The organism is Shimia sp. CNT1-13L.2 (genome assembly GCF_024331145.1).
GTDB lineage: Bacteria > Pseudomonadota > Alphaproteobacteria > Rhodobacterales > Rhodobacteraceae > Shimia.
In genome coordinates this window covers 14,095-38,701 of sequence record NZ_JANDJO010000002.1, presented here as the reverse complement: position 1 = coordinate 38,701, position 24,607 = coordinate 14,095, and the positions used below count along the sequence as shown (strand labels likewise).

Sequence of the window (24,607 nt, the reverse complement as noted above, 5' to 3'; positions counted from 1 at the left end):
TTCCGGACGATGCCATCCTTTGAAACGAAACTACTGCGCAAAAGGTCCGTCCGTCAGACAACCAAAAGGGGAATGGCACGGGCATCAGGCGACCTCCCTATGCCAAAGGATAGGGCGGACTGCCGCATCGGATGCAGCCGCCCGCTCTAAAGGGATACCACCCGCGAAAAACCGTTTTGGATCAGGCGGCTTGCCCCACCTGCGCCGCACCCAGAATGTCTTGGTAAAGCTCCACAAGCGCCGCCGCCTTGACCGGCCACCGACCTTCGCGCAACAGCTTGTCACGTCCGCCCTGCCCCAAGGCCCGGCGCTGCCCGGGGGTGTCCGCCAACCGCCGGATCGCACCGGCCACATCCCGCGCCAGATCCTCCGGCGTCGACACATCCAGCCGCACCCCGCAGGTCTCGTCCACGATCCACTCCGGCCCGCCACGTTTGGCCGCAATTACCGGCAGTCCCCAGCGCATCGCCTCGTAAAGCACCCCACCCGCAGGTTCGCGGAAACTGGGGAACACGAAAACGTCAGCCTTGCGATAAAGCGCCTCGACCTCCTCGCGCGGAATACGCCCAAGAAAGCGAACACGATCCGCAACCCCAAGCCGTTCCGCCTCGGCGCGGCAAATCTCGATTTCCTCACCGGCACCGGCACTGGTCAGCCGGATGCCCGGCCGATCCTTCAAAAGCGCCATCGCCCGCACCACATCGCGCAATCCCTTGGTCCGCACCCCGCGACCCACATGCAGCAGGTCAAGCGTCTCAGTCCCTTCATGCCGCGCCACGTCGGGGGCCAGATCATCAATCCCCAACTCCAGCACCGGCTCAAACCGCTTGATCGGCACGGCTCCCAGAACCTCCTGCATATAGGGCGCCACGCCAAGGATCGCCTCGGCCTGAACATAGCTGCGGCGCAGCCACGGATCATGGGCAAACCGAAAGGCATCCAGCTTGCGCAGCTTGGTAAACCACGGCGCCGCGTCCATCTCGTGCCGGAACCCTTCCGGCGTCTCCAGCGCCCCGCCCAGCGGCCCTATGACATAAGGAATGCCCGCACCACACAGCGGCGAGGCATAGCGCGCCGCCTGCGGCATCAGCTGCTGGGCAATATCAAACTGCACCCCCTCGGCCTGCGCCTGCCGGATCCACGCCCGCACGTGGCGCGAAAACACCGGCCACGCGGGCTTCAACATGGCGTTCACCCGTTCATTGCGCCGCGCCCATGCGGGCTCTGGCCAGCTCACCACCCGCGCCTTCGGCAATTGCGCCGCCAGCGCCACCCGCCCCGGCCGCTCGAAGGACAGAACCGTCAAATCCACGATCTCCGCCAGCGCCTCGGCCCACTTGAAGGCGACATAAGCCTCGCCCACGTCCGTGCCATCCACATTCGGTGCAATCAGAAGTACCTTCATCCCATCCTCCCTCAGGTCGCCGGCCACAGCTTGCCAAGCGAGACCACCACGTTGCGGAAATGATGCGCGCGTTCTTTGGCCCGCGCCCGCCCGCCGATCTGCAACAGGCTCCAGAAGGCAGCGCGCGACAGGTTGAACCCCATCAGCATCGCCCAACAGGCCGCACCACCAAGGATACCGCCATGTTTGCGATGCAGGCGTATGGTGCCCTGCGTCAGCATCACGTCCCGCTTGTGGTTCAGCTTCTTCACAGACCCGCCGCCAAAGTGGGTGATCTCTCCCACCGGCGCCAGAACCAGCTTCCAACCCGCATTCGCAAACCGCCGGCACCAGTCGGTCTCTTCGCCGTAGAAAAAGAAGTCCTCGTCCAACAGCCCGACCTCTTCCATCGCGCTGCGCCGCACCATCATGTAACAGCCCGAAACCACCGCCACCTCCCTTTCGCTGCGCCGATCCCAGCTCAGCATCTGGTAGCGATCAAACAGCGGCACCGACTTCAGCTTCCAAAGCCCCGTGGTCATCAGGAACAGGTTGAACAGGCTCGGAAACCCCGATCCGGTGATCTGCAAACTGCCATCGGTGTTCAACACGCGGCACCCCATCACCCCAACCTCCGGGCGCTGGTCCAGATACCCGCAAGAGGCCGCCAGCACATCGCCGTGCACAAGCGTGTCGGAATTCAGCAACAGCACATGCCGCCCCTGCGCAACCCGCAGCGCCTGGTTGTTCGCCGCCGCAAATCCACGGTTCTCGGTGTTGCAGATCAGGCTGACATCAGGAAAACACGTCCGCACCATCTCCTGCGATCCGTCTTCCGAGGCATTGTCGACCACGAACACCTCGGCCTCCAATTCCCCCAGCCCGTCAAAAACCGATTGCAGACAATCCCGCAGCATCTCGCGGGTGTTCCAGTTCACGATCACGATCGACAGATCCATACTCATCTCCTAACTCACTCAGAACAGGGGCACGCGGCGGCGGGGCATCGCGGGCATCATCCGCTTCAGCGCCGAAGGTTTGCGCGCGGTTTCGGGTTTGGTGTCGGCCATCCACACGCCACAGCCGATCAGGAACATGAACAGCACGAACAGCGCGTTCCAAAGATGCACGGTGCAGGCCACCACCGAGATACCGAACAAGGTAAACGCCCAGGCATGCCGCGCCCGCTGCCAGTTCTGCGGCAGCTTCTTCTTGCGCCCCACCGCATAGACCAGCCCGATCAACAGGCCGAACAGCATGAACCACGCGGGCATCCCGTAACGCATCGCAATCAAAAGCCAGAAATTGTCCATGCTGTCCGACATCCAGACCGGACGCACCCAATCGCCCAGCCCCACCCCAAAGATCGGATGCCGCGCCACTTCTGCGGTGCCATAATTCCACAGCAGGATACGGTTATAGGCCGAGTGGGTCGAAAACGTCAGATAGGTCACGAACACATGGAACGGCGTGCGGTTCGACAGCACATCAATCGCCAGATAGGTCAGCCCGAACAGCCCGAGCAACATCCGCCACCGCCCGACGATCCCGTAAAGAACCCGCTCCCAGGCCGCGACGAACATCTGCATGATCAGCACAAGGTACGGCCCGCCCGAGGCCGACAGGAAAGTTGCCACCACCACACCGATCACCCGCGCCATGCCCGAGATATTCATGAACCGGCGGTCCGCCACAACGAAATAGGCCATCGAAAAGGCCGAGGCCGAGAACACGCCATACAGGATCGGATGATCAAACGGCCCAAAGGCGCGCTCGATCCCCATGCGGGGGTCGATATAGGGCGCGCCCGGCCCGCCCAGCGCGGCGGCAAAGGTATCGCGGATAAAGTGGATCGCTGTCAGGGATTCCGGCACCGTGAACAAAAGCAGGAAACAGACCACGCCGACATAGGCCTTGGCAAAGGCCGTGAAATCCTCGATCGACCGGATGTAAAGCCGCCCCAGAAGATAGGCACCCGCGCATTCGATCGTATAAATCCCACCGCTCTCGATCCCCTGCTGCACCCCGCCCCATTTAATCAGCGACAGCGTCGCCCAGATCGAATGGCCAAACACGAGACAGTCAAAGATGTTGATCTTCGTGCGCTTGCCCGAAATCAGCATGTAGAACATCGGGATGAACGCGATGATCAGCACCACACGGTATCCCGAAAACCGCAGGCCTCCCACCGTCAGCGACACTTCCGGCGGCAACAGAATACCAAGGAAGAACAGCGCCACCGGCACTGGCACCCCAAGAAGGGTGCGGGTTCTTGTCTTCGCCACAGTCAAGGCGACACCACCCGATGCGCCTGGAACCGGCCCCGCTTGATCAGCGAGAGCGCGGGCTTTTCAACAAGATGCCAGCTCAGGAACGCCACCGGCAACACCGCCGACAGGCTCAGCAAGGCAAGCATCTCCGGCGTGGCTGGCCCGACATAGCAGACCACGAACTGCGCCACCGGCCAGCCATAGATGTAGATGCCATAAGACAGGTCCATCCCCGGCGAGACCGTGGGCAGCCGGAAGGCCAGCAGGCACAGGCCATAGCCCATCGCCACAATCATCAGCGGCAGGGCACTTCCTTGCCCTGCCACCAACGACGCGCAGGCCAATAGGGCAATGCCCACGCGCCAGTCCAAAACCATCCAGTCGCGAAGCCGCCAGAACACCGCACCGCTCACGAAAGCCATCAACAGCGGTGCCAGCGTGTTGAGGCGATAGGCCAGCGCTGGCGCAACCTGCTGCGCGACCACCTCCGGAAACGCCCAGAGCATCAGGCTCGCCCCTGCAAGGCAAACCCAACCCCAGACACGATCCAGCAGTCCCGACCAGATCGCCGTGGCAATGATCCCATAGCACAGGACTTCGTAAAACAGGGTCCACAGCGGGCCGTTCACCACGCTACCGTAAGGCGTCCCGACAAGGGCCCCCGAAATCTCGTGCTGCAAAGACACCAGCGACAGCCCGCGCAGCACATAGATCACCAGCTCGCCAAACCCCGCCGTTGCCCCGCCATCCACCGCGATCAGAACCGTCACGATCAGGGCCACCGCCAGGCCGGGATAAATCCGCAGCACCCGCTTCAGGACAAACCGCCCGCGCTCCTGCCGATCCGCCGCCGCACTGGCGCTGATCAACATGCCCGAGAGGAAGAAGAACACCAGAACCGCAACGCCCCCAAGCGACAGGCCAAGCGCCGCCTCCAGCGGCTCCACCGCCCCCCGCCCAAGCGCCAGCGGCCAGGCATGGCTCACCACCACGGCCGAAGCCGCGGCAAGGCGCAACAGGTCAAGGTTGTTCTCGCGCCCCTGCCCCAGCGCCGCGCCAAGGGTGACAGGGCCGCTCATTGGCCCGCCTCATAGGGCGTGATCCGCACCGGACGCCACAGACGCGCCTTCAAAATCCGCTTCAGCGATCCCGCCACCGACTGCGCCTTGCGCTTCAGCGACAGGTGCGACCGCCACAGCGCGAAACTGTTCAACCCGCGATCCTGCGGCACCGGCAGCCCCACCAGCCGCATCGCAAGACGACGCCCAAACACCGACCCGCGCGTATCAAGCAGGTTCGGCTGTGCCTTGGCGATCCGATCCCGCGCCGTCTCCCGCGCGATCAGGTGACCGCTGCGGATGGCCTCCTCGACGATCTCGATGCCGCGCTGCGTGCGTGCCACGATCAGCGACCGCCCCGCATCCATGTTGCACTTGGGCGGCGTGTCCCACGGATCGCCCACCGAGATGTCGGCGAACTCTCCGGTGTGGTCAGCACAGATCCGGCAGCGCCACTTGCGCCCCGCCTGCAACACCCGGCCCCAGCCCTCGCCATAGCTCACCGCATCGCTCTGATGCTCGGCACCTTGTGCATCGCGATAGGTTGCCTGCATCATGCCCGGCCACCCCTGCCCGCGATAGCGCAGGTCGGTCACGATGGCATCTTTCGGCACCGACAGACGATCAAGCAGACGGTTGGTCGCGGCAATATTCGGCGCACCGGCGCAGAAAATCGAAATCGTCGCGGCGCATTTTTCGGTCAGATGCGGATCGACCTTGCCCATCCGTGCCACCGAAGCCACGTCACAGGGCTTGCCGATAAAGGCAAACTGCCCCGGCTCCAGCGCCGCATCCGCCAGCTTCTCGCCCGGCGCGGCAGGCGCATAGCGCGACCCCACACCCCGCATCAGCCCCGCACGATCACGGCTGATGACCGCCTCGTTCAAGCGCGGATCATCGGCGCGCTGCGCCACGTGCAAAACACGCTCGGCCACACCATTCGCCAAAAGGCTCGCGGCAATGCCCGTCACCGCGCCACCGCTCGAACCGCGATAGCGGATTTCTTCGTCACGCGCCCAGCCTTCCCAGACCTTCAGCACCGGCCCCCAGTCGCGATCCACCTGATCGGCCACCGGCAGGTCATCATGATCCGCCCCGACACCGGCACAGGCCCCCAGCGCCATCCGCGCCGCGGCGTGCCCTTCCTCGCTCTGCTCCACTACCGGACGCCGCCCGTTGATCTCGTCATCCACCATCTTGATGAACTCAGGAAACAGGCCGCTGCACACGCCACACCCGGTGCACAGGTTGCTTTCCACGGTACGGGTGATCGGATCGCTCTTGGGTTTCATGCGCTGGCTCCCACAGGTTTGGCAGAGTCGTGAGTGGTGACTAGATGAGGTTTGAGAAGCCCCCAGGCCCGGAGGGCCGCAAGCGCCTCTCCCGCCGCCGCCGCAAGCGCCAGCGCATGAACTGGATGACCGGACATCGCCAGCCCGAGCGCAGGCACAAGCGCCATCGCTCGCAGAATATTGCCCCGCATCGGGATTGCGGTTTTCCCAAGGGAAACAGCCAGTTGCGAAACAGGCGTGCGGGCAATCCGGATCGCCGCCGCAAGGCCAAGCGCCCACAAAAGCGCCGGTGTCACGTCAAACTCGGCGCCATAGACCGCGCGGATGAACGGACCCGCCAACAGGCCAAACCCGGCAAAGAAAACCAGCGCCAGCGCCCCGTACCCCCGCAGGGCCGGACCTGCCGCACTTGCCAGATCATCCTCGGCAAGGCTCCGGCGGAAGGCCGGCGCCAGCAATGAGGCCGCCGCCCGCCCCGCGATCTGTGCCGGCAGCAGCGCAAGCTGAAGCGCCACGCCATAGAGCGCCAGTTCGCTCCAGCCGAAGTACCCCGCCACGATCAGGCGATCCGCCTGAAACGTCAGGAACATCAGCCCCGCGTTCACGATCAGCGGCGCGCCGAAACGCCAGATACGCAGGCCATAGCCCCACTCCAGCGCCAGTTGATAACGCCGCTCGGCAACCAGATGCGACAGTACGACCAGCGCCGCCACATGCACCATCAGCACCACCAGAAACGCCCGGTGATCCCCGACCATCTGCGCCGCAAAGGGCGCGCTCACCAGCATCGCCACCGCCGCGCCGCCATCCACAACCATCAAGCCGCGATAGTCGAACCGACGCTCGCGACGGCGATAATCAAGATGCACGAACCCCCGCAGCAAGGGCGCAAGCGCCAGCGCCGCAAAGGTCAGCGCGGTCGGCCCGTCGGCAAATCCAAACGACATCGGCACCGCCAGCAGCACCAGAACAAGCGCGAGCCCCGCACCACGCAGCACCGCGAACCCCTGAAGGTTCGCCTGCATCCGCTCGGTCCCGCCATCCATCGCCTGCGCCATCAGGCGTTCAACCGACAGGTCGCTCGCCATTTCAACAAGGCGCAGCGCAAGCGCCAGAAGCATGATCTTGCCAAGTTCCTCAGCGCCCAGAAACCGTGCCAGCACCACCGAGCGAGCAAAGACTGCCACCTCGTTAGCCACTGGCACGGCCCAGGCGGCCGCGCGTCCCGATGTGCTCGCAGACCGCATGGTTCAGCCCTCGGCCCGACGGATCGCATCCGCGATCATGTCCATCTGCGCCCCGGCCCGCGCCCGCACAAACGCCATCTGTTCCTTCAACGTCTTGCGGCTTGCGCTGCGACGACGCAGGCTGGCCCGCACCACGCGCCCAAGGCTCTGTGCATCCAGAACCCGCAGGTCGGCGACATCCTTCTCGATGCCGCACTCTGCAAAGACGCCTTCCGCCTTGTCGCTATAACCAAAACCCAGCGTCGGCACGCCCGACGAAAAGCTCGCAATGGTTGAATGCATCCGCGCCCCCGCGAACCAGTCACAGCGCGCGATGATCCACTTCAGCTCGCAGGCGTCATAGATCTGCGGCAGCGTGGCCACCCGCGCGCCATAGGTCATGCGCAGCTCGTCTTCCAGCGCGCGGCAGGCGCTCCAGTCGCTCTCTGCGTCCCCTTCCGGGCGGTTCACATGCGGCACCAGCAACAGACGCATCGCGGGATCGCTATCCAGCACCGCCCGCGCCGCCGCCGACGCCTGCGCCCGATGGCCCTCGGCCAGCCCAAAGGCCGCGCAGGCCTCGGTTTCGCGCTGATACAGCAACCCGTTCACATTGATCCCCGCCACCGGAATGCGATCATCGTGCAACCAGTTGCAAATCTCGTCCGGCAGGGGTTTCGCCGGCACCGTCTCGGGCAACAGCACGGCCATATCGACCCCAAGATGATGACGCGCAGGATCGAAATCCGCACCAAGTTCGTCTTTCAGGAAATCGAAACTCCGCTGGTCGCGCACCCACACGGCCGTCGCACGGCGCAGGATATCCACGGCCTCGGCCTTGCGCTGCGGATCGCGAAACGGCCCAAGTGTCTGAGGCAAAAGGATAAGCGGGCGACCATTGTCCAACGCCAGCCGCTTTGACCGGCACATCGCCTGGAACCGCTTTTCGCCGTAAAGATCGGTGAAACTGTCGCCGCCGCTGACATCCAGAACTGCCCGCGACCCAAGGATACTGCGCGCTGCCGAATTGCCAAGACCACCCAACCGCGCAAGCGCCGAAACCGTGCGCAGGCAATCCCCGCGCCACAGGCGGCGGTTGTTGGTCAGGCCAAAAAGATCGACCCCGGTTTCCTCGCCACCAATCCACCAAAAGGCCCGTCGTGCGCCGCGTCCGTGGTCGGCCACGGCGATCCGGTCAAACCCGCGAGATCGTATTCCCGCCACGGCTGAGCGACACAGCGCACTGACCCCTTGGTTGCCAGTATCAGGGGCGGCTCCAAGCAAGGTGATCATGTCGAGGTCTCCAATCAAAGGCTTTTCAGTAACTTGCATTGACCATAAGCTCGGAACGCGCGAAGAATAGCGCACGTAAGGCTAAGTGCAGGTGCAAGGGATTGGGACGCCTAGGCAAAAGTATAGTTCACGGCGTCGCCCCTATCCTGAAGGATAGGTTTCGCGCGTTGCGTGTGCTGCCTCTGGCCTTGTCACTTCTTGTTTCGGCCTGCGAATCCGGCCTTCTCGACACCTCTGTCATGCGCAACGACGGGGTGGTGTTTCGCAAGACCGTCACCTCCAACCCCGGCGTCCCCGGCCGCGATGCGGGCTGCCGCGCCTCGACCAAGTCGCCCGAAACCCTAAGCCAGTCGATCCCGGAACAAAGCTACCGCGTTGGCCCCGGTGACACCCTGCGCTTCAACATCTTCGGCGAAGAAGGCATGCGCGACATCACCGCCCGCGTGGACGGCGGCGGCTATGTGCAACTGCCCATCGTCGAAACGGTGCTGGTGCGCGGCAAGACCACCCGCCAGATCCAGCGCACGGTGAAAGAAGCCTATACCGCGCATTTCGTGAACCCCTGGGTCACGGTCGAACTCGACGATGCCGAAAGCCACCCGATCTATTTCCTCGGCGAATTCAAACAGTCGGGTGTTCAGTATCTCGAACATCCCCGCACCCTGCTCGAGGCCCTCGCGATGGGCGGCGGCCTGACCCCCGATGCCTACCTCCCCGGCGCCCGCCTGATCCGCAACGATGTCATGTGCATCGTCGATCTTCAGGCGCTCCTGAAACAGGGTCGCTTCGATCACAATGTCTACGTGGCAAGCGGCGATGTCATCTTCGCCCCGCGCAAGGAAGACATGCAGGTCTACATGCTCGGCGCAGTGGGCAAACCCCGTGCCGTGCCTTTCGGTGCCGACGGCCGCACCCTGCTCGAAGCCCTCTCCATGGCCGAAGGCCCTGACGAGGCCAACGCCCTGCTGACCGACGTGCGCATCGTGCGTTCCTATTCCACCACCGAAGGCGAACTCCTGATCGTCGACGTCAAGGCCATGCTCACCGGCAATGCCCTCGACTACCCCCTCATGCCCGGGGATGTGGTCTATGTCCCGCGCAGCGCATTGGGCAACTGGAACGAGGCCATCGCCGCCATCCTGCCCAGCCTCGAACTGATCGGCGGCATCATCTCGCCCATCGTCTTGATCGAGAACCTGTGATAGCCCGCCTATCCGTTTGAGTGGCCAGCCCCCCGCTTGCACGCCCCCCTCATACGATCGCCCCTGTTCTCAACCACTTGCGCCCCCTCACATCCACGCCTGACTTGCTACCTTTGTCGGATAGTTTGTTAGGGAGTGTCCTATGGTTCAGGCAGCCGAACTCAATGTGAATACCAGCGCAACCGCCCTGGAAATGGCCAACGCGATGTTCGGGGCTGGCATCACCGTCCTCAGCGCGACCTTCACCGGCGACGCCCTCGCCTCCGGCATCTACACGGGCGGGGAAACCACCTCGCCCGGGGCCGTTCCCGCTGACACGGGTGTTATCCTGTCCACGGGCAAGGCGACCGACTTCACCAACTCTACGGGCACCGCCAACCAGTCCGAACAGACCAGTACGAATAACGCGGGCGTCGACAATGATGCCCTGCTGAACGGCATTGCAGGCGTCCGCACCTACGACGCCGCCATTTTCGAAGCCGATTTCATCCCCACCGGCGATACCCTCTCGATGCAGCTCGTGTTTTCCTCCGAGGAATACCTCGAATGGGTCAATGCGGGCTACAACGACGCGGTCGGCATCTGGGTCAACGGCACCAAGGCCGAACTGGCCATCGGCGACGGCGACATCTCGATCGACAACATCAACACAACCGTCAACGAGAACCTCTTCATCAACAACGGCACCTCTGCCGTGAACACCGAAATGGACGGGCTCACCATTGTTCTGACGGTCAAGGCACCGGTGAACGACGGCGTCACCAACACCATCCGCTTCGGCATCGCCGATGCGGGCGACGCAATCTATGACAGCAACCTCCTGATCGTCGGCGACAGCGTGCAAACCGCCCTCATCGCCGAGGACGACACCATCAACGTGACGGCCAAGGGCGAAACCCTCGTCGATCTCTTGGCAAACGACGACATGCCCTCGGGCAGCACTGTCACCATCTCCAAGATCAACGGTCAGGCGGTTTCCGCAGGCCAGAGCATCACCCTCGACACCGGCCAACAGCTCACCCTGACCGCCGAAGGCAAGGTGCATGTTCAGGCCACCGCCGATCTCGGCTCCGTCGTCTTCACCTACACGATCTCCAACGGCCTCGGCCAATCCGACGTCGCCTATGCCACCCTCGTGACCGATCCGGTGGATGGCACGTCGGGCGATGACTCGATGATCCTCAAATACACAGACGGCGACGGCAATCAGATCGAAGGCACCGACGGCGCAAGCGAAGTCATCATGGGCTACGGTGGCCACGACAAGATCTTCGCCGGCGACGGCCACGACGACATCCACGGCGGCAGCGGCAACGATTTCATCCGCGCAGGCACGGGCAACGACCTGATCCTTGGTGGCGCGGGCAACGACGTGCTTGACGGTGGCACAGGCGATGACACCATGACCGGCGGCAGCGGCAACGATATCTACTACATCGAAAGCACCGGCGATCAGGTCAACGAAACCGCGAACAATGGCCACGACCGCGTGATCACCACCCACAGCCACACGCTCGGCACCCACTTCGAAGATCTCTGGCTGCGCGAAGGCAGCGCCGCCACCGATGGCACGGGCAATGCCCAGAATAACCTGATCGTCGGCAACGCCAACAACAACACCCTGACAGCCCTTGGCGGCAATGACCGCGTCCTGGGCGAAGACGGAAATGACACAATCCTCGGCGGCGACGGAAACGACGACATGGAAGGCGGCGCGGGCAACGATTCACTGTCTGGCGACAGCGGCGCGGACAAGCTGCGCGGCGGCACCGGCACCGACGTCATCGACGGTGGCACCGGCAATGACCTCCTGCGCGGTGGCTGGGGCGCCGACACCATCACCGGCGGCGACGGCGATGACAACATCGACGGGGGCGCAGGCGCCGACATCATGTCCGGCGGCAAGGGCAACGATGTCTATCGCATCGACACCCTTTCCGACACCATCATCGAGGCCGCCAATCAGGGCACCGACACCGTGTTCTCGACCTTCGACTGGACGCTTGGCGACAATCTCGAACACCTGCGCCTCAAGGGCGCGGCCACGGCGGGCACCGGCAACGCCCTGAACAACCGCATCTTCGGCACCGGCGGCGACAACGCCCTTTCAGGCCTCGACGGCGCAGACGACCTGCGTGGCATGGGCGGTCAGGACATCCTTCTTGGTGGTGCGGGCAATGACATCCTCAAGGGCGGCCTCGACAACGATTTCCTCTCGGGCGGCGCTGGCGCAGACCGCCTCAAGGCCGGGGTCGGTCAGGACACGCTGGACGGCGGCACCGGCAACGACCGCCTGTTCACCGGCAACGGGGCTGACCACATCGCCTTCCGCGCCGGCGACGGCCACGACACCATCCGCGATTTCGACGCCGCCGACGACACGCTTGTCTTCCATGGCCTCGATGCCAGCGACCTGACGCTCAGAACCCAGGGCAACGGCGTCGTGATCGTCTATGGAGAAGGCGACAGCATCTATTTCTCCGGCAGCGGCGCACTGACACTCGACCAGTTCACATTCGATTTCGTCTGATCACCCGCCATTCTCATGCCGGAAACAAACCTCCTAAAGTGCACCACCGCACAGCCACTCAAGAAACAGGCTGGTTTCTGGCTTGGATGTCCCTCGTGGCGTGATCGAGCAGAAATACCCTCGATCCGTCACGCATTCGCGCGTGTTTGCAAGAACAAGCGCGCCTGAACTCAGGAACTCATCGATCATCGGACGCCAACCGATCCCGATGCCAAGCCCGTTCTGGATCGCTCGCAGATACACCATGTAGCTCAGGAAACGGTCGTGATTGTCCGGCTTTTTCACGCTCAGCCCGCTGCCCCGAAAAAAGCGCTCCCAATCCCCGATATGGGCCGGGCCTGACATGTGCAAAAGCCGCTCTCGGCTCAGTGCCTCAAGCGACAAGGCCGCGCCTCCGCCAAGATAGTCAGGATGGCACACCGCCACCATGTTTTCGCGGAACACCCGCTCGCTGCGCAACCCCGGCACGCCTCGATCATCAAACACCACCACCGCGTCACAGCGTGACACGTCATAGTCCGGGTTCTGGTCACGGGTCACCACCTGCACCTTGATGTCCGGATGAAGCGCTTGAAACTCCGCCAGCCGCGGCAGCAGGTACAGGCTGGTGAACCCAATCGCCGCGCTCACCTCGATCCGCCCGTGGTCGCTTCGGCTCTGAACCGCGTCCACACCGCCGCGCATCGCCTCGAAACCCTTTCGCACGGCAATGGCCAGGGTTTCGCCTTCCTGCGTCAGCGTCAACCGAGGCTTGGTCCGCACAAACAGCGCCACGCCAAGGGCCTCTTCAAGTGCGGCCACCTGGCGGCTTACCGCGGGTTGCTGGACGTTCAACTCCCGCGCCGCATGCGAAAAGCTCAGATGGCGCGCCGCCACCTCGAAGGCATTCAACTGCTGCAACGGCAAATGCCGCTCTCCCATCTTCATTCCTTTCATGAATGATCACCATTCACCATTTCCGCCTTTTTCCCTTCTGACAAGGCGATACTCTCAAGTTGTTGCCACAGGGAGGAATAATAGGTGCAGATCAACATTCTCGCGCTCGGCGGCGATGGCATCGGCCCTGAAATCCTCGAACAGGGTCTACGCGTCACCCATGCCCTCGCGGATCGCGCGGGCCTGAACCTGAATGTCACCCACAACCTCCTGCACGGGGCGGCGTGGGAGGCCCACGGCACGTTCTGCACCGAAGAAACCCTTGCACAGGCCAAGGCAAGCGATGCGGTTCTGGTTGGCGCTGTGGGTGGCCCGCGATGGGACAACATCCGCGTGCCCGGCGGTGCCGAACGGCAAGACGGCCTCATGTACCTGCGCCACCACCTGCAAACCTATCTCGGTCTGCGCCCTGCCCGTGCATGGCCCTCCTTGATGGACCACACGCCCTTCAGACCCGGCCTCGCTGACAAGGCCGATGTCCTGATCCTGCGGGAAATGTGCGGCGGAGCCATGTTCGCCACAGAACGTGGCCAGCGCCGTGTCAACGGCGTGCGGCAGGGATACGATCTCACCGCCTACGACGAATCCGAGATCGCCCGCTTTGCCCACGGAGGGTTCCAGCTGGCCCAAAAACGGCGCGGCAGACTTGTCAGCTGCGACAAGTCCAACGTCATGGAAAGCTACAAACTCTGGCGCGAAATCGTCACCGAGGTTTCGCGCGAATACCCCGACGTCGCCTTCCAGAACATGTTCGCCGACAACTGTACCTACCAACTGATGCGCCGCCCCGAGGACTTCGACGTCGTCTTGTGCTGCAACCAGCTGGGCGACATCCTCAGCGATCTCACCGCTGTCTATGCCGGGTCGCTCGGCATGCTGCCCTCCGCTTGCCTCGCAGCCAATCCCGCCACCGGCCCGGTCTTCGGCATGTACGAAAGCACCTCCGGCTCGGCTCCCGACATCGCGGGCCGGGGCATTGCCAACCCGGTCGGGATGATCCTCTCGGTGGGCATGATGTTCGATCATAGCTTCGACCGCCCCGACCTCGCGCAGGCGCTGGAAACGGCGGTCTCGCTTACCCTGTCTGATAACATCCTGCCGCCCGATCTCGGCGGTGCCACGTCAAGCGCGGCCATGACCGACGCCATTCTTGAAAGGCTTGCGGCATGACGACCTACGACTACGTCATCGCCGGAGGTGGTTCGGCAGGCTGCGTCCTTGCCGCCCGCCTCGCCGAAGATCCCTCGGTCTCGGTCTGCCTCGTGGAAGCTGGCGGCAAGGGGCGCGATCTCTTTATCCGGATGCCCGCGGGCAACGGGTTTGTCTTCGGCAACCCGCGCCTCGACTGGGGCCTGGAATCCGTCCCACAACCCGCCCTGAACGGACGCACCATCTATTTCGCACGCGGCAAGGCGCTTGGCGGCTCCTCCATCGTGAACGGCATGATCTACATGCGCGGTGTGCCCGCCGACTACGACGGCTGGCGACAACGCGGCCTTCCGGGTTGGGGCTACAGCGATCTCCTGCCCTATTTCCGACGGTCGGAAGGTGCCCGCGACCGCCGTGACGCCTACCACGGCACCGCCGGCCCCCTCAAAACCGAACCTGCCGCCAACTTCGGAACGCTTGATCGCGCTTTCATCGAGGCCGCCGTTGCCGCCGGACATAACAGGCTCGACGATTTCAACGGCCCCACCCGCACCGGTGTTGCCCGCAATGACAGCACGGTGAGCCGTGGCATCCGACAGTCCTCGGCCATCGCCTACCTGAAAGCCCTGCCGAAAAACCTGACCATCCTCACCGGCACCCATGTCTCCCACGTGACCTTAGACGGCACCCGCGCCACCGGCATCACCACCCTGCAAGGCACGCAGATTCACGCCCGCCGCGAAGTCATCCTCTGCCAGGGCGCCTTCGGCACGCCGCAATTGCTGATGCTTTCCGGGATCGGCCCGCCTCCCACCTTGCACGCCACGGCATCACGCCCGTGATCGACCTGCCCGGCGTAGGCGCGCATCTCGCCGATCACGTCGACGTCTCGATGCAATGGGCCTCGGATCGCCTCGATCTGTCCCACGCCCGCCACCAGCGCCTCGACAAGGCGGCACTCCTGATGGCGCGATGGCTTCTGAACGGATCCGGCCCCGGTGGCGGCGCGATGTTCTCGACTGTTCTCTTCCACGCCTTCGAAGACCCAGGCCTACCCGAACTCGAAGTTTTCATGACCCCGATGACGGTCGAGGAAAACCTCGGCAACGGCGCAGATGAGAACACGCCCCTCCTGCAACGCCTCGGTCGCCGCCTGCTGGTACGTGGTCGCAAGGTGGCCCGCCCCGGCATCCAGATCGACATCAATCAGGAACGGCCGAAATCCCTCGGCACCGTCCGCCTCGCCAGCGCCGATCCCACCGCCCCGCCGCTGATCGACCCGAACTACTTTGCCGATGCACGCGACCTTGATGAACTGCTGCGCGGCGTGAAAGTGATACGTGACATCATGGCCCAACCCCAGATCGCCCAATACGTCACCGGCGAAATCGGCGTCTGGGCCACGGCCCGCACCGAAGCCGAGATCATCGACGCCATCCGCGAAACCGCCTACACCGGTCACCACCCCTGCTGCACAGCCCGCATGGGCGCCGATACCGATCCCATGGCCGTGCTCGACGCCAACCTCTGTGTTCGCGGCACCCGGGGCCTGCGCGTTGTAGATGCCAGCGCCATGCCCACCCAGATCACCGGCAATCTCTACGCAACCGTGATTGCCATGGCCGAAAAGGCCGCCGACCTCATCCTCGATCGCCCAGCGCCACCACCGGAAAACCCCTTGGAGACCTGAATGCCCGACATCCGCACCTTCCAGTATTTCGCCAACAACCAATGGCACGCCCCAATCGAAGGCGGCTACCTCGACAGCGAAAACCCTGCCAATGGCGAGGTCTGGGCCCGCGTCCCTGACTGTCGCAAACCCGACATCGACCGCGCTGTGGCCGCCGCCCATTCCGCCTTTTACGATGGGCCATGGGGCCGCATGTTGCCGGCCGAACGCGGCCGGGTACTGCGTCGGATCGGCGACGTCATCTCGAAACACGCCGAGCGCCTTGGCGCCATTGAAACCCGCGACAACGGCAAGCTGCCCCATATGATCACACCCGGCCTCAAACAGGACCAGTGGCAGGTCGACAGCTGGCACTACTACGCGGGCATGTGTGACAAGTTCGAAGGCCGCGTGATCCCCGCCGAAGCACCCAACATGCACAACTACATGAAATGGGAACCCTTCGGCGTGGTCGCGCAAATCCTGCCTTGGAACTCGCCACTCGGCACGCTGATCTGGAAACTTGCCCCCTGCCTCGCCGCGGGCAACACCGTGGTCCTGAAACCCTCCGAACAGTCTTCCTGCTCCACCCTGGAACTGATGGACGTACTTCTCGAAGCCGATCTTCCCCCCGGTGTCCTCAACGTTGTCACCGGCTTCGGGGCGACCACGGGCGAGCCGCTGATAGATCACCCGGATGTGCGCATGGCTTCGTTCACCGGCGGCACCGCAGGCGGCAAGGCTGCCGCCGCCATCGCCGCCCGACAGGTCAAACCCATTGTCATGGAACTGGGCGGCAAGTCGCCCCAGATCGTCCTCCCAGATGCCGATCTTGATCTTGCCGTCAACGGCATCGCTGCAGGCATTTTCCCACCCGGCGGCCAATCCTGCATCTCCGGCACACGCCTTCTGGTGCATCGCGATGTGATCGAAGATTTCACCAACCGTCTGGTCGACACCGTGAAAAAGGCGCGCGTCGGCGCCCCGGATGACCCCGCCACCCAGATTGGACCGATGGCCAACCGACCGCATTACGAAAGCGTCTTGCGCCACATCACCGCCGCCGAAAAGGCCGGCCACAGGCTGCTTCTCGACGGCCGCGCCGCCTGCCGCGAAAGGGGCTACTACATCGGCCCCACCATCTTTGCCGATGTCCCCAACGGCTCGGATCTCGCCCAGACCGAAATCTTTGGCCCTGTCGTCTCAACCGAGTCCTGGGCCGACGAAGACGAAGTCCTGCGCATTGCCAACGATACCGTTTTCGGCCTCGCCGCCGGCATCTGGACCCGCGACGTTACAAAAGCCATGCGCATGGCCGACCGGATCGAGGCCGGCACCGTTTACATCAACAACTATTTCAACGCCGCCACCCAGTCTCCGGTCGGCGGATACAAACAGTCGGGCTATGGCCGCGAGAACGGCTGGGAAGGCATGCGCTGTTTCATGCAGACAAAGTCTGTCTGGCTTTCAACCGATCCGCATCAACCCGATCCCTTTGCCTGACCGGCCCCGAAAGGATGTGAAATGAACACCGCCCGCGCGCTCGCCCGCTTTGCCATCAAGGCCCAGCCCACACCCGATTTGGCCGCCATCGCGGCACCCGCTGTGGCCGATTGTTTCGGATGTATCCTGGCCGGGGCCAAAAGCGACGTTGCCCAGCGCGCCCAGACCGCCCTCGCCCGGCTGGGGCAAGGCAGCGCTCCGCTCTTCGGCATCCCCATCACTCTGACTGCGCCCCATGCGGCCCTGGCCAACGCCGTGGCGGGCCACGCCTGGGATCTCGACGATTGGGAGGAACCGGGCAACACCCACCCCACAGTCGTGCTCCTACCGGCGCTGCTTGCCGCTGCCCACCTGCATTCCTGCACGGGCCGGGACCTCCTTGCCGCCTACGCCGTCGGCTGCGAGATCATCATGCGCCTGGGAGAAGCCCTCACCCTTGGCCACTACGCGCGCGGCTTTCACTCAACCGCCACACTCGGCGCGATCGGGGCCGCCGGAGCCTGCGCGCGCCTCCTTGGCCTTGATGAAACCGCCACCACTCACGCGATCTCCATCGCCACCTCGCAGGCCACCGGCTATACGCTTCAGTTCGGCTCTAACGCCAAACCACTGCAAGCCGGGTTCGCCGCGCGTGCAGGTCTCGAAGCCGCCCTTTTTGCCGCCAGCGGCATGACAGGCCAACCCAATGTGATCGACCATCCCAAAGGCTTTAGCGGCCTGATGGCCCCCCGCGAGCAAGACCGCTTCCGGCACATGGCCTCCCGCCTCGGCTCTCCCTGGGCCTTGCAGGAATACGGCCTCGTTCTGAAACCCTGGCCTTCCTGCGGCTACACCCATCGCCTAATGACAGCCGCGCTCACGCTTCGCGATACCCTGCAAAACCGCCTAGACACTGTGACCGCCATCCACGCCAAGATGCCGGATTTTCACCACGCGATCCTGCCGTTCCACACCCCGACCAACCGCAACGAGGCCCTGTTCTCCGCTCCCGCCTGCATCGCGCAGGCCCTGACCACGGGCAATCTCACCCTCGACGACAGCGCAGCAGGGTTTTGGCAGGACCCGCAGGTTGCACGCCTCGTCGCCTGCACCACCGTATGCCCGGAACCGGCCCGCAACCTGGCTCTCAACTATGACCCGAACCAGCCCGACACGCTCACCGTCACCCTCGCATCCGGCGAACAGCTCAGCGCCTCCTGCGCTTACCCTCTGGGCGCACCTCAGAACCCGATGACCACCCACCATCTCGCGGCCAAATTCCAAGCCGTCACCGGCCATACCTCAGCCACCTTCACCCGGCTTCTCGACTGGCAAGTGGCCTCCGACATTCAGGACTTTTTCACGGAGATCACCCTATGAGCACGACACGACGCAGCGGCGGGCGCGCCGCCCGCAGGCTCGAACGGGCCGATGGCGCAGGAACCGGGCCGACCGAGGCCATCTGGCCCGGTATATCGGGAGGGCAGTACAAGGCCCTGACCGATGCTGAACTCGCCATGATCGACGACACAGCGATGCGCATCCTCGAAGAAATCGGTCTAAAGGGGGCAACCCAGACCTGCATAGACACGATCTGTGCCGCGGGTGGCAGCCTCACCGAGGATGGCCGCCTCCTCATGCCCGAACCAATGGTGCGCGCGGTGCTCAAGATCGCGGGCCGTGGCTTCAAGCTCTACGGTCAGCAGGCTCAACACGACATCGACCCGTCCGGCAGCCGCATCCATTTCGGCACTTCAGGTGCGGCGGTACATATCGTCGACAGTGAAACCAGCGAAATCCGCGATTCCACTCTGCGTGATCTCTACGACATGGCCCGCCTCGCCAATGCCCTGCCCAACCTGCACATGTTCCAGCGCACCGTGGTCGCCCGCGACATCACCGACCCACGCGAGATGGACATCAACACCGCCTATGCCTGCCTCGCCGGCACAGCCAAACCCACCGGCACCTCCTTCGGCTCCCCCGAAGTCATGGAAGAAACCGTCGGCATGCTGCGGATTCTGATGGGTGGGGCCGAGGCCCTGCGCGCACGCCCCCCGATCTGTGTCTCGACCTGTTTCATCGTCCCTCCGCTCACCTTCGCCGAAGAAGCCCTCGGGGTCATCGAATGCGCTGCCCGCCACGGCATTCCCCTGAAACTCGTATCCGCCGGTCAGGCCGGTGCCACCAGCCCCGCGCCGCTTGCCGGCGCCGTTGCCCAGCAAACCGCCGAGGTGTTGGCAGGCCTCGTCTACGTGAACCTGCTGAATCCCGGCCACCCCGCAACCTTCGGTGCCCTGCCCTTCGTTTCGGACCTGCGCACAGGCGCCATGTCCGGCGGCAGCGCGGAACAGGGTCTGCTGATGGCCGCCTGCGCCCAGATGGCCCGGTTCTACGATATCCCCTGCGCGGTCAGCGCCGGCATGACCGACAGCAAATTGCCCGACTTCCAGGCCGGCTACGAGAAAGGCTACACCGAACTGCTGTCTGCCCTCGCCGGAGCCAACCTCGTCTACGAGGCCGCCGGCATGTACGGCTCACTTCTCGGCTGTTCCTTCGAAAGCTTCGTTCTCGACAATGACATGATCGGCTCGATCATGCGCGCCACCAGGGGGTTCGAGGTCAACGAACGCACCCTGGCGCTCGAAACCATCCGCGATGTCTGTGTCGGCGGTCCCGGTCATTTTCTTGGCCACCAGCAAACTCTGAACCGGATGCAATCCGACTACTACTACCCCGCGCTCGCCGACCGCCGCACCCCGCAGGAATGGGCCGCCGCCGAAGACAAGGACCTTCTCGAACGCGCCCGCGCGCGCACCCGCGAACTGCTTGCCGCACCACCGCCACCCCACATCGCCCCGGACATCGACGCCGACATCCGCGCGCACTACCCCATCCGCCTGGCCAGACCCTGAATCAAAAACGGCTCCGGGAGAGAGACCGGAGCCGTTTTCCTGCTGACTTGGAGGGATCAGCTTAAAGAGTTAATCTGTGCGGCGACCCAGCGGGACACCGGATCGGGGCGCATGGTCCAGGCACCTACCTGCTCAAGAACCGAAGCCGGTTCGAGCCGCTGCGCCTGTGCGCCGTAGAAGTCGGGGCCAAGGCGCGACATCACCGCCCCTTTGACACCAAAGAACGCAACAGCCAGCATCAAGATCCCCGTCCAGGGAACCTGTGGTCCCCGTCGCGCACTCCGGATCACAACGTATCCGTCATGATCTACAGAGATCTGCGAGCGCGATGCTCGCATGGGTTTCTTGTTGCCCTTCGCGTCATAGATGCGGGCAACGCGATCACGGAATTCTTCGTAGGAATCGCTCATGGCAGCCTTCATCGAGTTCGGCCCCCACCAAACAAGGCTAAATTCGTCTCGAATTGTGGCGAAAATAAGGCAAGCCCTTCGAAATAAGGCAAAAAAGGGCCAAATTGGGCAATTCGGGGAAATCTTGAATCCGATCTGGAAACAGCCTGCCGCCACCCTGAAACATTGTCTCCAAACGCGCAACATCCATTAACCAATCGGGCACGAAAAAGGCGGCCGAAGCCGCCTCATCCCATCCGATTCGAAGCCCGCCTTACCGGCGTGTCAGCGTCAGCGTGGTCCATTCCCCGATCTCTTCGCGGGTGTGAACATCAAAGCCTGCCGCGTCATAGGCCGCCACGACCTCATCGGCCTGTTCATTCAGGATACCCGACAGGATCGCATGGCCCCCGGCCGCGATATTGCCGCCCATGTCCGGCGCCAGATCGACCAGCGGTGCCTTCAGGATATTGGCGAACACGAGGTCATAAGGCGCTTTCGCCGCAAGGTCCGGATGGCCAAAGCCCGCCGCCTCAAGACAGATCACCTTGCCCTCAAGCCCGTTCGCCGCAACATTCGCCTCGGCCACATCCACGGCCACCTCGTCAATGTCGCTGGCCAGAACCGGGTTCGGCCAGATCCGTGCCGCGCCCATCGCCAGAACCGCCGTGCCACAGCCGATGTCGGCCACGTTCTTGCCCACGAACCCTTCGTTCGCCAGCCGGTCCAGCCCCTTCAGACAGCCCAGCGTCGTGCCATGGTGGCCGGTGCCAAAGGCCATCGCCGCCTCGATCAACAGCGGCTCGCTACCTGCGGGCACCTTGTCGGCGTCGTGGCTGCCATAAACAAAAAAGCGCCCCGCCTCGACCGGTGCCAGCTCGCGTTTGACCTTGGCCACCCAATCCGTTTCCGGCAGTTCCGACACCACGAAGGGTTTCGCCCCGAAGGCCGCCGCCAGAACCGCCAGCCCGGCCTCATCCGGGGCCTCGGTGAAATAGCCGCCGATCTCCCACAGGCCAGACCCGTCCTCGATCTCGAACACGCCCACGCCGGTCGGTTCCGGATTAAGGCGTTCCATCGCTTCGCCAAGCTGCTCTGCTTGGTCCTTGCCGACAAGGGTGGTCAGTGCGGTGAAAGTGGGCATGTCTCGGGGCTCCTTGTGGATATCCCTCGCCCCTAGGCCGATGCGGCGGCGCCGTCAAGCTTTCGAACCAAAGCCTTTCAGGAAATGCCAGCTCCACAATGCCGCAAGCACCCCAACAACACCCCCGGCCACCGCCTGCGCATAGACAACGCCCGGCGCCGCCAGCCACGCCGCCCCGACCCAGGCCGCTGGCAACATCAGGATGCCATCGCGCGTCCAGTTCGCCAGCGTCGACCGGGCCGGCTTGCCAAGGCTGTTGAACGTGGCGTTCGACACGAACAGCGCCCCCACCAGCACAAACGCCCCCGACCCGACATAGGCAAAGGCCCTGTAAACCGCCGCGCCCTCGCCCTTCAGGCCAAAGACATCAATCATGAACCCTGCCGAGACCGACAACAGGAACCACGCCACCAGCGTATAGCAGGCACAGAAGATCAGGGAATCCCGAAAGGTCGACCGCAGCCGGTCGTATTGCTTGGCACCAAAGTTCTGCCCGTAGATCCCGCCAATCGCCCCAGACAGTGAGAAGATACCGCCAAAGGCCACCACCGTCAGACGGTTCACCACCGCCCATGCAGCCACCGCGTCATCCCCGAAACTCGCGACAACACCGGTCAGGAGATAGTTGCCAAAGGGCGTCGAAATCTGCGTCAGGATCGCTGGGAGGGCAATCGCGAAATAGGGCAGGAACACCCGCTTGATCGTCCGCCAGCGCGGCCAGGCCAGCAGGTCGTGGGTCACCGTCGCAAACCGCAGCGCATTGCCCGCCAGAATGATCCGCGAGATCACCAGAACAATCGCCGCGCCGTCCAGCCCAAGACCCCAGTAGAAAATCAACAGCGGGTCCAGCACGAATGACACCGACCCAGACGTCAGCGTCACGAACATCGCCCGCTTGCCATCCCCCTCGGCCCGAAGCACCGCAGACCCAACAAGGCCCACCGCCATGATCGCAAGCGAAGGCACCGTCCACAGCAGGTATCGCGCCGCCAATGCCGCCGTCTCACCCTCGGCCCCGACCAGCGCCAGAAGGTCATGCCGGAACCACACGATCAGCGCCGCCACGAGCGACTGGAACGCCACGGTGATCATCATCGAACTGGTCGCCTCGCGCCGCGCCCGTTCCCGCTGCCCCATGCCGATCCGCTTCGACACCATCACGGTCGCCGCGATCATCAGGCCGATGCCGGTGCTCACCGAAAAGAACTGTACCGCAAAGGCATATCCAATAGCCGCCACCAGCTTGGGATCACCCAGTTGCGAAATCCAGAACAGGTTCACAAGGTCGACAAGAAAGACAAAGGTGATCCCCGCAGCCCCGGTCATGGTCATGCGGATCACATGCCCCATCGTCGGCCCGTCCAGAAATCTCCCCCGCGCCGCCATCTCTATTCGGCCGCCGCCGCAACATAGCGGCTCAGCCGCGTTTCATTGCCCTTTTCCGGATGGCGCGGCACCAGGAGCGACAGGCCAAGCGACACCATCGCCATCCCCGCCGCCAGGATAAACACCGCCGCCGGCGACAACACCCACAACAGGCCGAGGGGCACCGGCAAGGCCACCGCCGCGATATGGTTGATCGTAAAGGCCACCGCCGCCGTCGGCGCGATGTCCTGCGGATCGGCAATCTTCTGGAAATAGGTCTTCAGCGCCAGCGCGAGGCCAAACAGGATGTGGTCGATCACATAAAGCACCGCCGCCACCAGCACACCCCAGCCGAACCAGTAGACCCCGCCATAGGCAAGGAACACGATCACAAGGCCCGCGTATTCGAAAATCAGCGTCGCCCGCTCCCCGAACCGCGCCACCGCCTTGCCCAGCAAAGGCGCCGCGATCATGTTGATCACGAGGTTGATCAGGTAGAGCCCCGTCAGCTCATGCACCTCGAAGCCGAACTTCTCGACCATCATGAAGCCTGCGAAGATCATGAAGATCTGCCGCCGCGCCCCCGACATGAACTGCAACGCGTAATACAGCCAATAGCGTTTGCGCAGCACCATCTTCTTGGCCTGCGGCGTGCGCGATTCAAACTGCGGATAAGCCAGCAAACAGAACAGCGCGATGGCCGCCGTGGTCATCCCCGCCGTCATGAACACAACGTTATACGTCAGGTTCAGCGTGTCCCACATCAGCACGATCAACACGAATACCACCAGCGTGCTCGCCGAGCCCGCCGCCAACAGCCAGCCCAAAGTCTGCGGCGCCTTCTCCTTCGAAAGCCACTGCAACTGCACCGACTGGTTGACTGTCTCGTAGTAGTGGAAGCCAACTGAACTCAGAAAGGTCAGCATCAAAATGCCGCCAAGGCTCGGGAACCACGCGGTAAAGGCCGTCGCCACCCCCAAGAGCGCCAGCGACACCATGCCCAGAACCTGCTCGCGCACGAACAGGATGATGGCAATCACCCCAACCGCCAGAAACCCCGGAATCTCGCGGATCGCATGCAACAGACCAATGTCGCGCCCGTCAAAATCCGCCACCTCGATCACGAAGTTATTGAGCAGCGCATACCACGCGTAAAACGCGATCGGCATTGCAAGGGCGGTCACGAACAACAGGGCAACGGGCTGACGCCACAGCGGCAACTGCTGCGCATCATCAAGGGTGATTTTGCTTAACATGCTTTGCGACTACGCCTTTCAGACCGGAAAGGCGAGCGGTTTCACGC

20 protein-coding genes are annotated in these 24,607 nt (G+C 63.6%); 8 read left to right on the top strand and 12 right to left on the bottom strand.

The window, feature by feature from the left end; translation table 11 throughout:
• Window positions 1–181: 181 nt before the first annotated feature.
• The 7 genes from NNA36_RS04075 to NNA36_RS04045 are packed head-to-tail and all read right to left on the bottom strand — an operon-like array spanning window position 182 to window position 8,523.
• The gene (locus tag NNA36_RS04075; RefSeq protein WP_255104454.1) at window positions 182–1,405 is read right to left on the bottom strand and encodes a glycosyltransferase family 4 protein; all 1,224 of its coding nucleotides are present in this window, start codon (window positions 1,403–1,405) and stop codon (window positions 182–184) included.
• Between the two features lie 11 nt (window positions 1,406–1,416).
• Window positions 1,417–2,343 carry a glycosyltransferase family 2 protein gene (locus NNA36_RS04070; RefSeq protein WP_255104453.1) on the bottom strand — a complete coding sequence of 309 codons (927 nt, stop codon included), beginning with the start codon at window positions 2,341–2,343 and terminating at the stop codon, window positions 1,417–1,419.
• Between the two features lie 18 nt (window positions 2,344–2,361).
• Window positions 2,362–3,669: an O-antigen ligase gene (locus NNA36_RS04065; protein WP_255104451.1), complete on the bottom strand. Its 1,308-nt coding sequence runs from the start codon at window positions 3,667–3,669 to the stop codon at window positions 2,362–2,364.
• A 2-nt stretch (window positions 3,670–3,671) separates the two neighbouring features.
• Window positions 3,672–4,733 carry an acyltransferase gene (locus tag NNA36_RS04060; protein ID WP_255104449.1) on the bottom strand — a complete coding sequence of 354 codons (1,062 nt, stop codon included), beginning with the start codon at window positions 4,731–4,733 and terminating at the stop codon, window positions 3,672–3,674.
• Entirely contained in the window at window positions 4,730–6,004 is a 1,275-nt protein-coding gene (locus NNA36_RS04055) for a Coenzyme F420 hydrogenase/dehydrogenase, beta subunit C-terminal domain (RefSeq protein WP_255104448.1), read from the bottom strand. Before NNA36_RS04055 ends, NNA36_RS04060 begins: the two co-directional genes overlap by 4 nt.
• Window positions 6,001–7,251 carry a lipopolysaccharide biosynthesis protein gene (locus tag NNA36_RS04050; RefSeq protein ID WP_255104446.1) on the bottom strand — a complete coding sequence of 417 codons (1,251 nt, stop codon included), beginning with the start codon at window positions 7,249–7,251 and terminating at the stop codon, window positions 6,001–6,003. Before NNA36_RS04050 ends, NNA36_RS04055 begins: the two co-directional genes overlap by 4 nt.
• A gap of 3 nt (window positions 7,252–7,254) precedes the next feature.
• The gene (locus tag NNA36_RS04045; RefSeq protein ID WP_255104445.1) at window positions 7,255–8,523 is read right to left on the bottom strand and encodes a polysaccharide pyruvyl transferase family protein; all 1,269 of its coding nucleotides are present in this window, start codon (window positions 8,521–8,523) and stop codon (window positions 7,255–7,257) included.
• A 173-nt stretch (window positions 8,524–8,696) separates the two neighbouring features.
• Between NNA36_RS04045 and NNA36_RS04040 the strand changes: the two genes are divergently transcribed.
• Window positions 8,697–9,725, top strand: coding sequence for a polysaccharide biosynthesis/export family protein (locus NNA36_RS04040; RefSeq protein WP_255105585.1), 1,029 nt, complete (start codon window positions 8,697–8,699; stop codon window positions 9,723–9,725).
• A gap of 142 nt (window positions 9,726–9,867) precedes the next feature.
• A complete protein-coding gene (locus NNA36_RS04035; protein WP_255104444.1) occupies window positions 9,868–12,255 on the top strand; it encodes a choice-of-anchor L domain-containing protein in 2,388 nt (795 codons plus the stop codon).
• A gap of 33 nt (window positions 12,256–12,288) precedes the next feature.
• Here the strand turns inward: NNA36_RS04035 and NNA36_RS04030 are convergent, their stop codons facing one another.
• A complete protein-coding gene (locus tag NNA36_RS04030) occupies window positions 12,289–13,191 on the bottom strand; it encodes a LysR substrate-binding domain-containing protein (protein ID WP_255104443.1) in 903 nt (300 codons plus the stop codon).
• Between the two features lie 84 nt (window positions 13,192–13,275).
• Between NNA36_RS04030 and leuB the strand changes: the two genes are divergently transcribed.
• From leuB to NNA36_RS04000, 6 genes are read left to right on the top strand one after another with little or no spacing between them, the layout of a single operon-like run.
• Window positions 13,276–14,361 carry a 3-isopropylmalate dehydrogenase gene (gene leuB, locus NNA36_RS04025; protein ID WP_255104442.1) on the top strand — a complete coding sequence of 362 codons (1,086 nt, stop codon included), beginning with the start codon at window positions 13,276–13,278 and terminating at the stop codon, window positions 14,359–14,361.
• The gene (locus NNA36_RS04020) at window positions 14,358–15,182 is read left to right on the top strand and encodes a GMC family oxidoreductase (protein ID WP_255104441.1); all 825 of its coding nucleotides are present in this window, start codon (window positions 14,358–14,360) and stop codon (window positions 15,180–15,182) included. The genes leuB and NNA36_RS04020 overlap by 4 nt, the downstream gene beginning before the upstream one ends.
• Window positions 15,179–16,030, top strand: a complete 852-nt coding sequence (locus NNA36_RS04015) for a GMC oxidoreductase (RefSeq protein WP_255104440.1) — start codon at window positions 15,179–15,181, stop codon at window positions 16,028–16,030. Before NNA36_RS04020 ends, NNA36_RS04015 begins: the two co-directional genes overlap by 4 nt.
• Window positions 16,031–17,512, top strand: coding sequence for an aldehyde dehydrogenase (locus NNA36_RS04010; protein ID WP_255104439.1), 1,482 nt, complete (start codon window positions 16,031–16,033; stop codon window positions 17,510–17,512). It abuts the gene before it with no gap.
• A gap of 21 nt (window positions 17,513–17,533) precedes the next feature.
• Window positions 17,534–18,871 carry an MmgE/PrpD family protein gene (locus tag NNA36_RS04005; protein WP_255104437.1) on the top strand — a complete coding sequence of 446 codons (1,338 nt, stop codon included), beginning with the start codon at window positions 17,534–17,536 and terminating at the stop codon, window positions 18,869–18,871.
• Window positions 18,868–20,406 carry a trimethylamine methyltransferase family protein gene (locus NNA36_RS04000; RefSeq protein ID WP_255104435.1) on the top strand — a complete coding sequence of 513 codons (1,539 nt, stop codon included), beginning with the start codon at window positions 18,868–18,870 and terminating at the stop codon, window positions 20,404–20,406. The genes NNA36_RS04005 and NNA36_RS04000 overlap by 4 nt, the downstream gene beginning before the upstream one ends.
• A 56-nt stretch (window positions 20,407–20,462) precedes the next feature.
• On the opposite strand, the gene NNA36_RS03995 is transcribed toward NNA36_RS04000, so the two are convergent.
• The 4 genes from NNA36_RS03995 to NNA36_RS03980 all read right to left on the bottom strand — a co-directional run bounded on the left by NNA36_RS03995 (window position 20,463) and on the right by NNA36_RS03980 (window position 24,560).
• A complete protein-coding gene (locus NNA36_RS03995; RefSeq protein WP_255104433.1) occupies window positions 20,463–20,816 on the bottom strand; it encodes a hypothetical protein in 354 nt (117 codons plus the stop codon).
• A gap of 253 nt (window positions 20,817–21,069) precedes the next feature.
• A complete protein-coding gene (locus NNA36_RS03990) occupies window positions 21,070–21,939 on the bottom strand; it encodes a 50S ribosomal protein L11 methyltransferase (RefSeq protein ID WP_255104431.1) in 870 nt (289 codons plus the stop codon).
• Window positions 21,940–21,993: 54 nt separating this feature from the next.
• Complete coding sequence (locus NNA36_RS03985; RefSeq protein ID WP_255104430.1) at window positions 21,994–23,289, bottom strand: MATE family efflux transporter; 1,296 nt, start codon at window positions 23,287–23,289, stop codon at window positions 21,994–21,996.
• A 38-nt stretch (window positions 23,290–23,327) separates the two neighbouring features.
• On the bottom strand, window positions 23,328–24,560 hold the full coding sequence (locus tag NNA36_RS03980; RefSeq protein ID WP_255104428.1) for an MFS transporter: 1,233 nt from the start codon (window positions 24,558–24,560) through the stop codon (window positions 23,328–23,330).
• Window positions 24,561–24,607 lie beyond the last annotated feature (47 nt).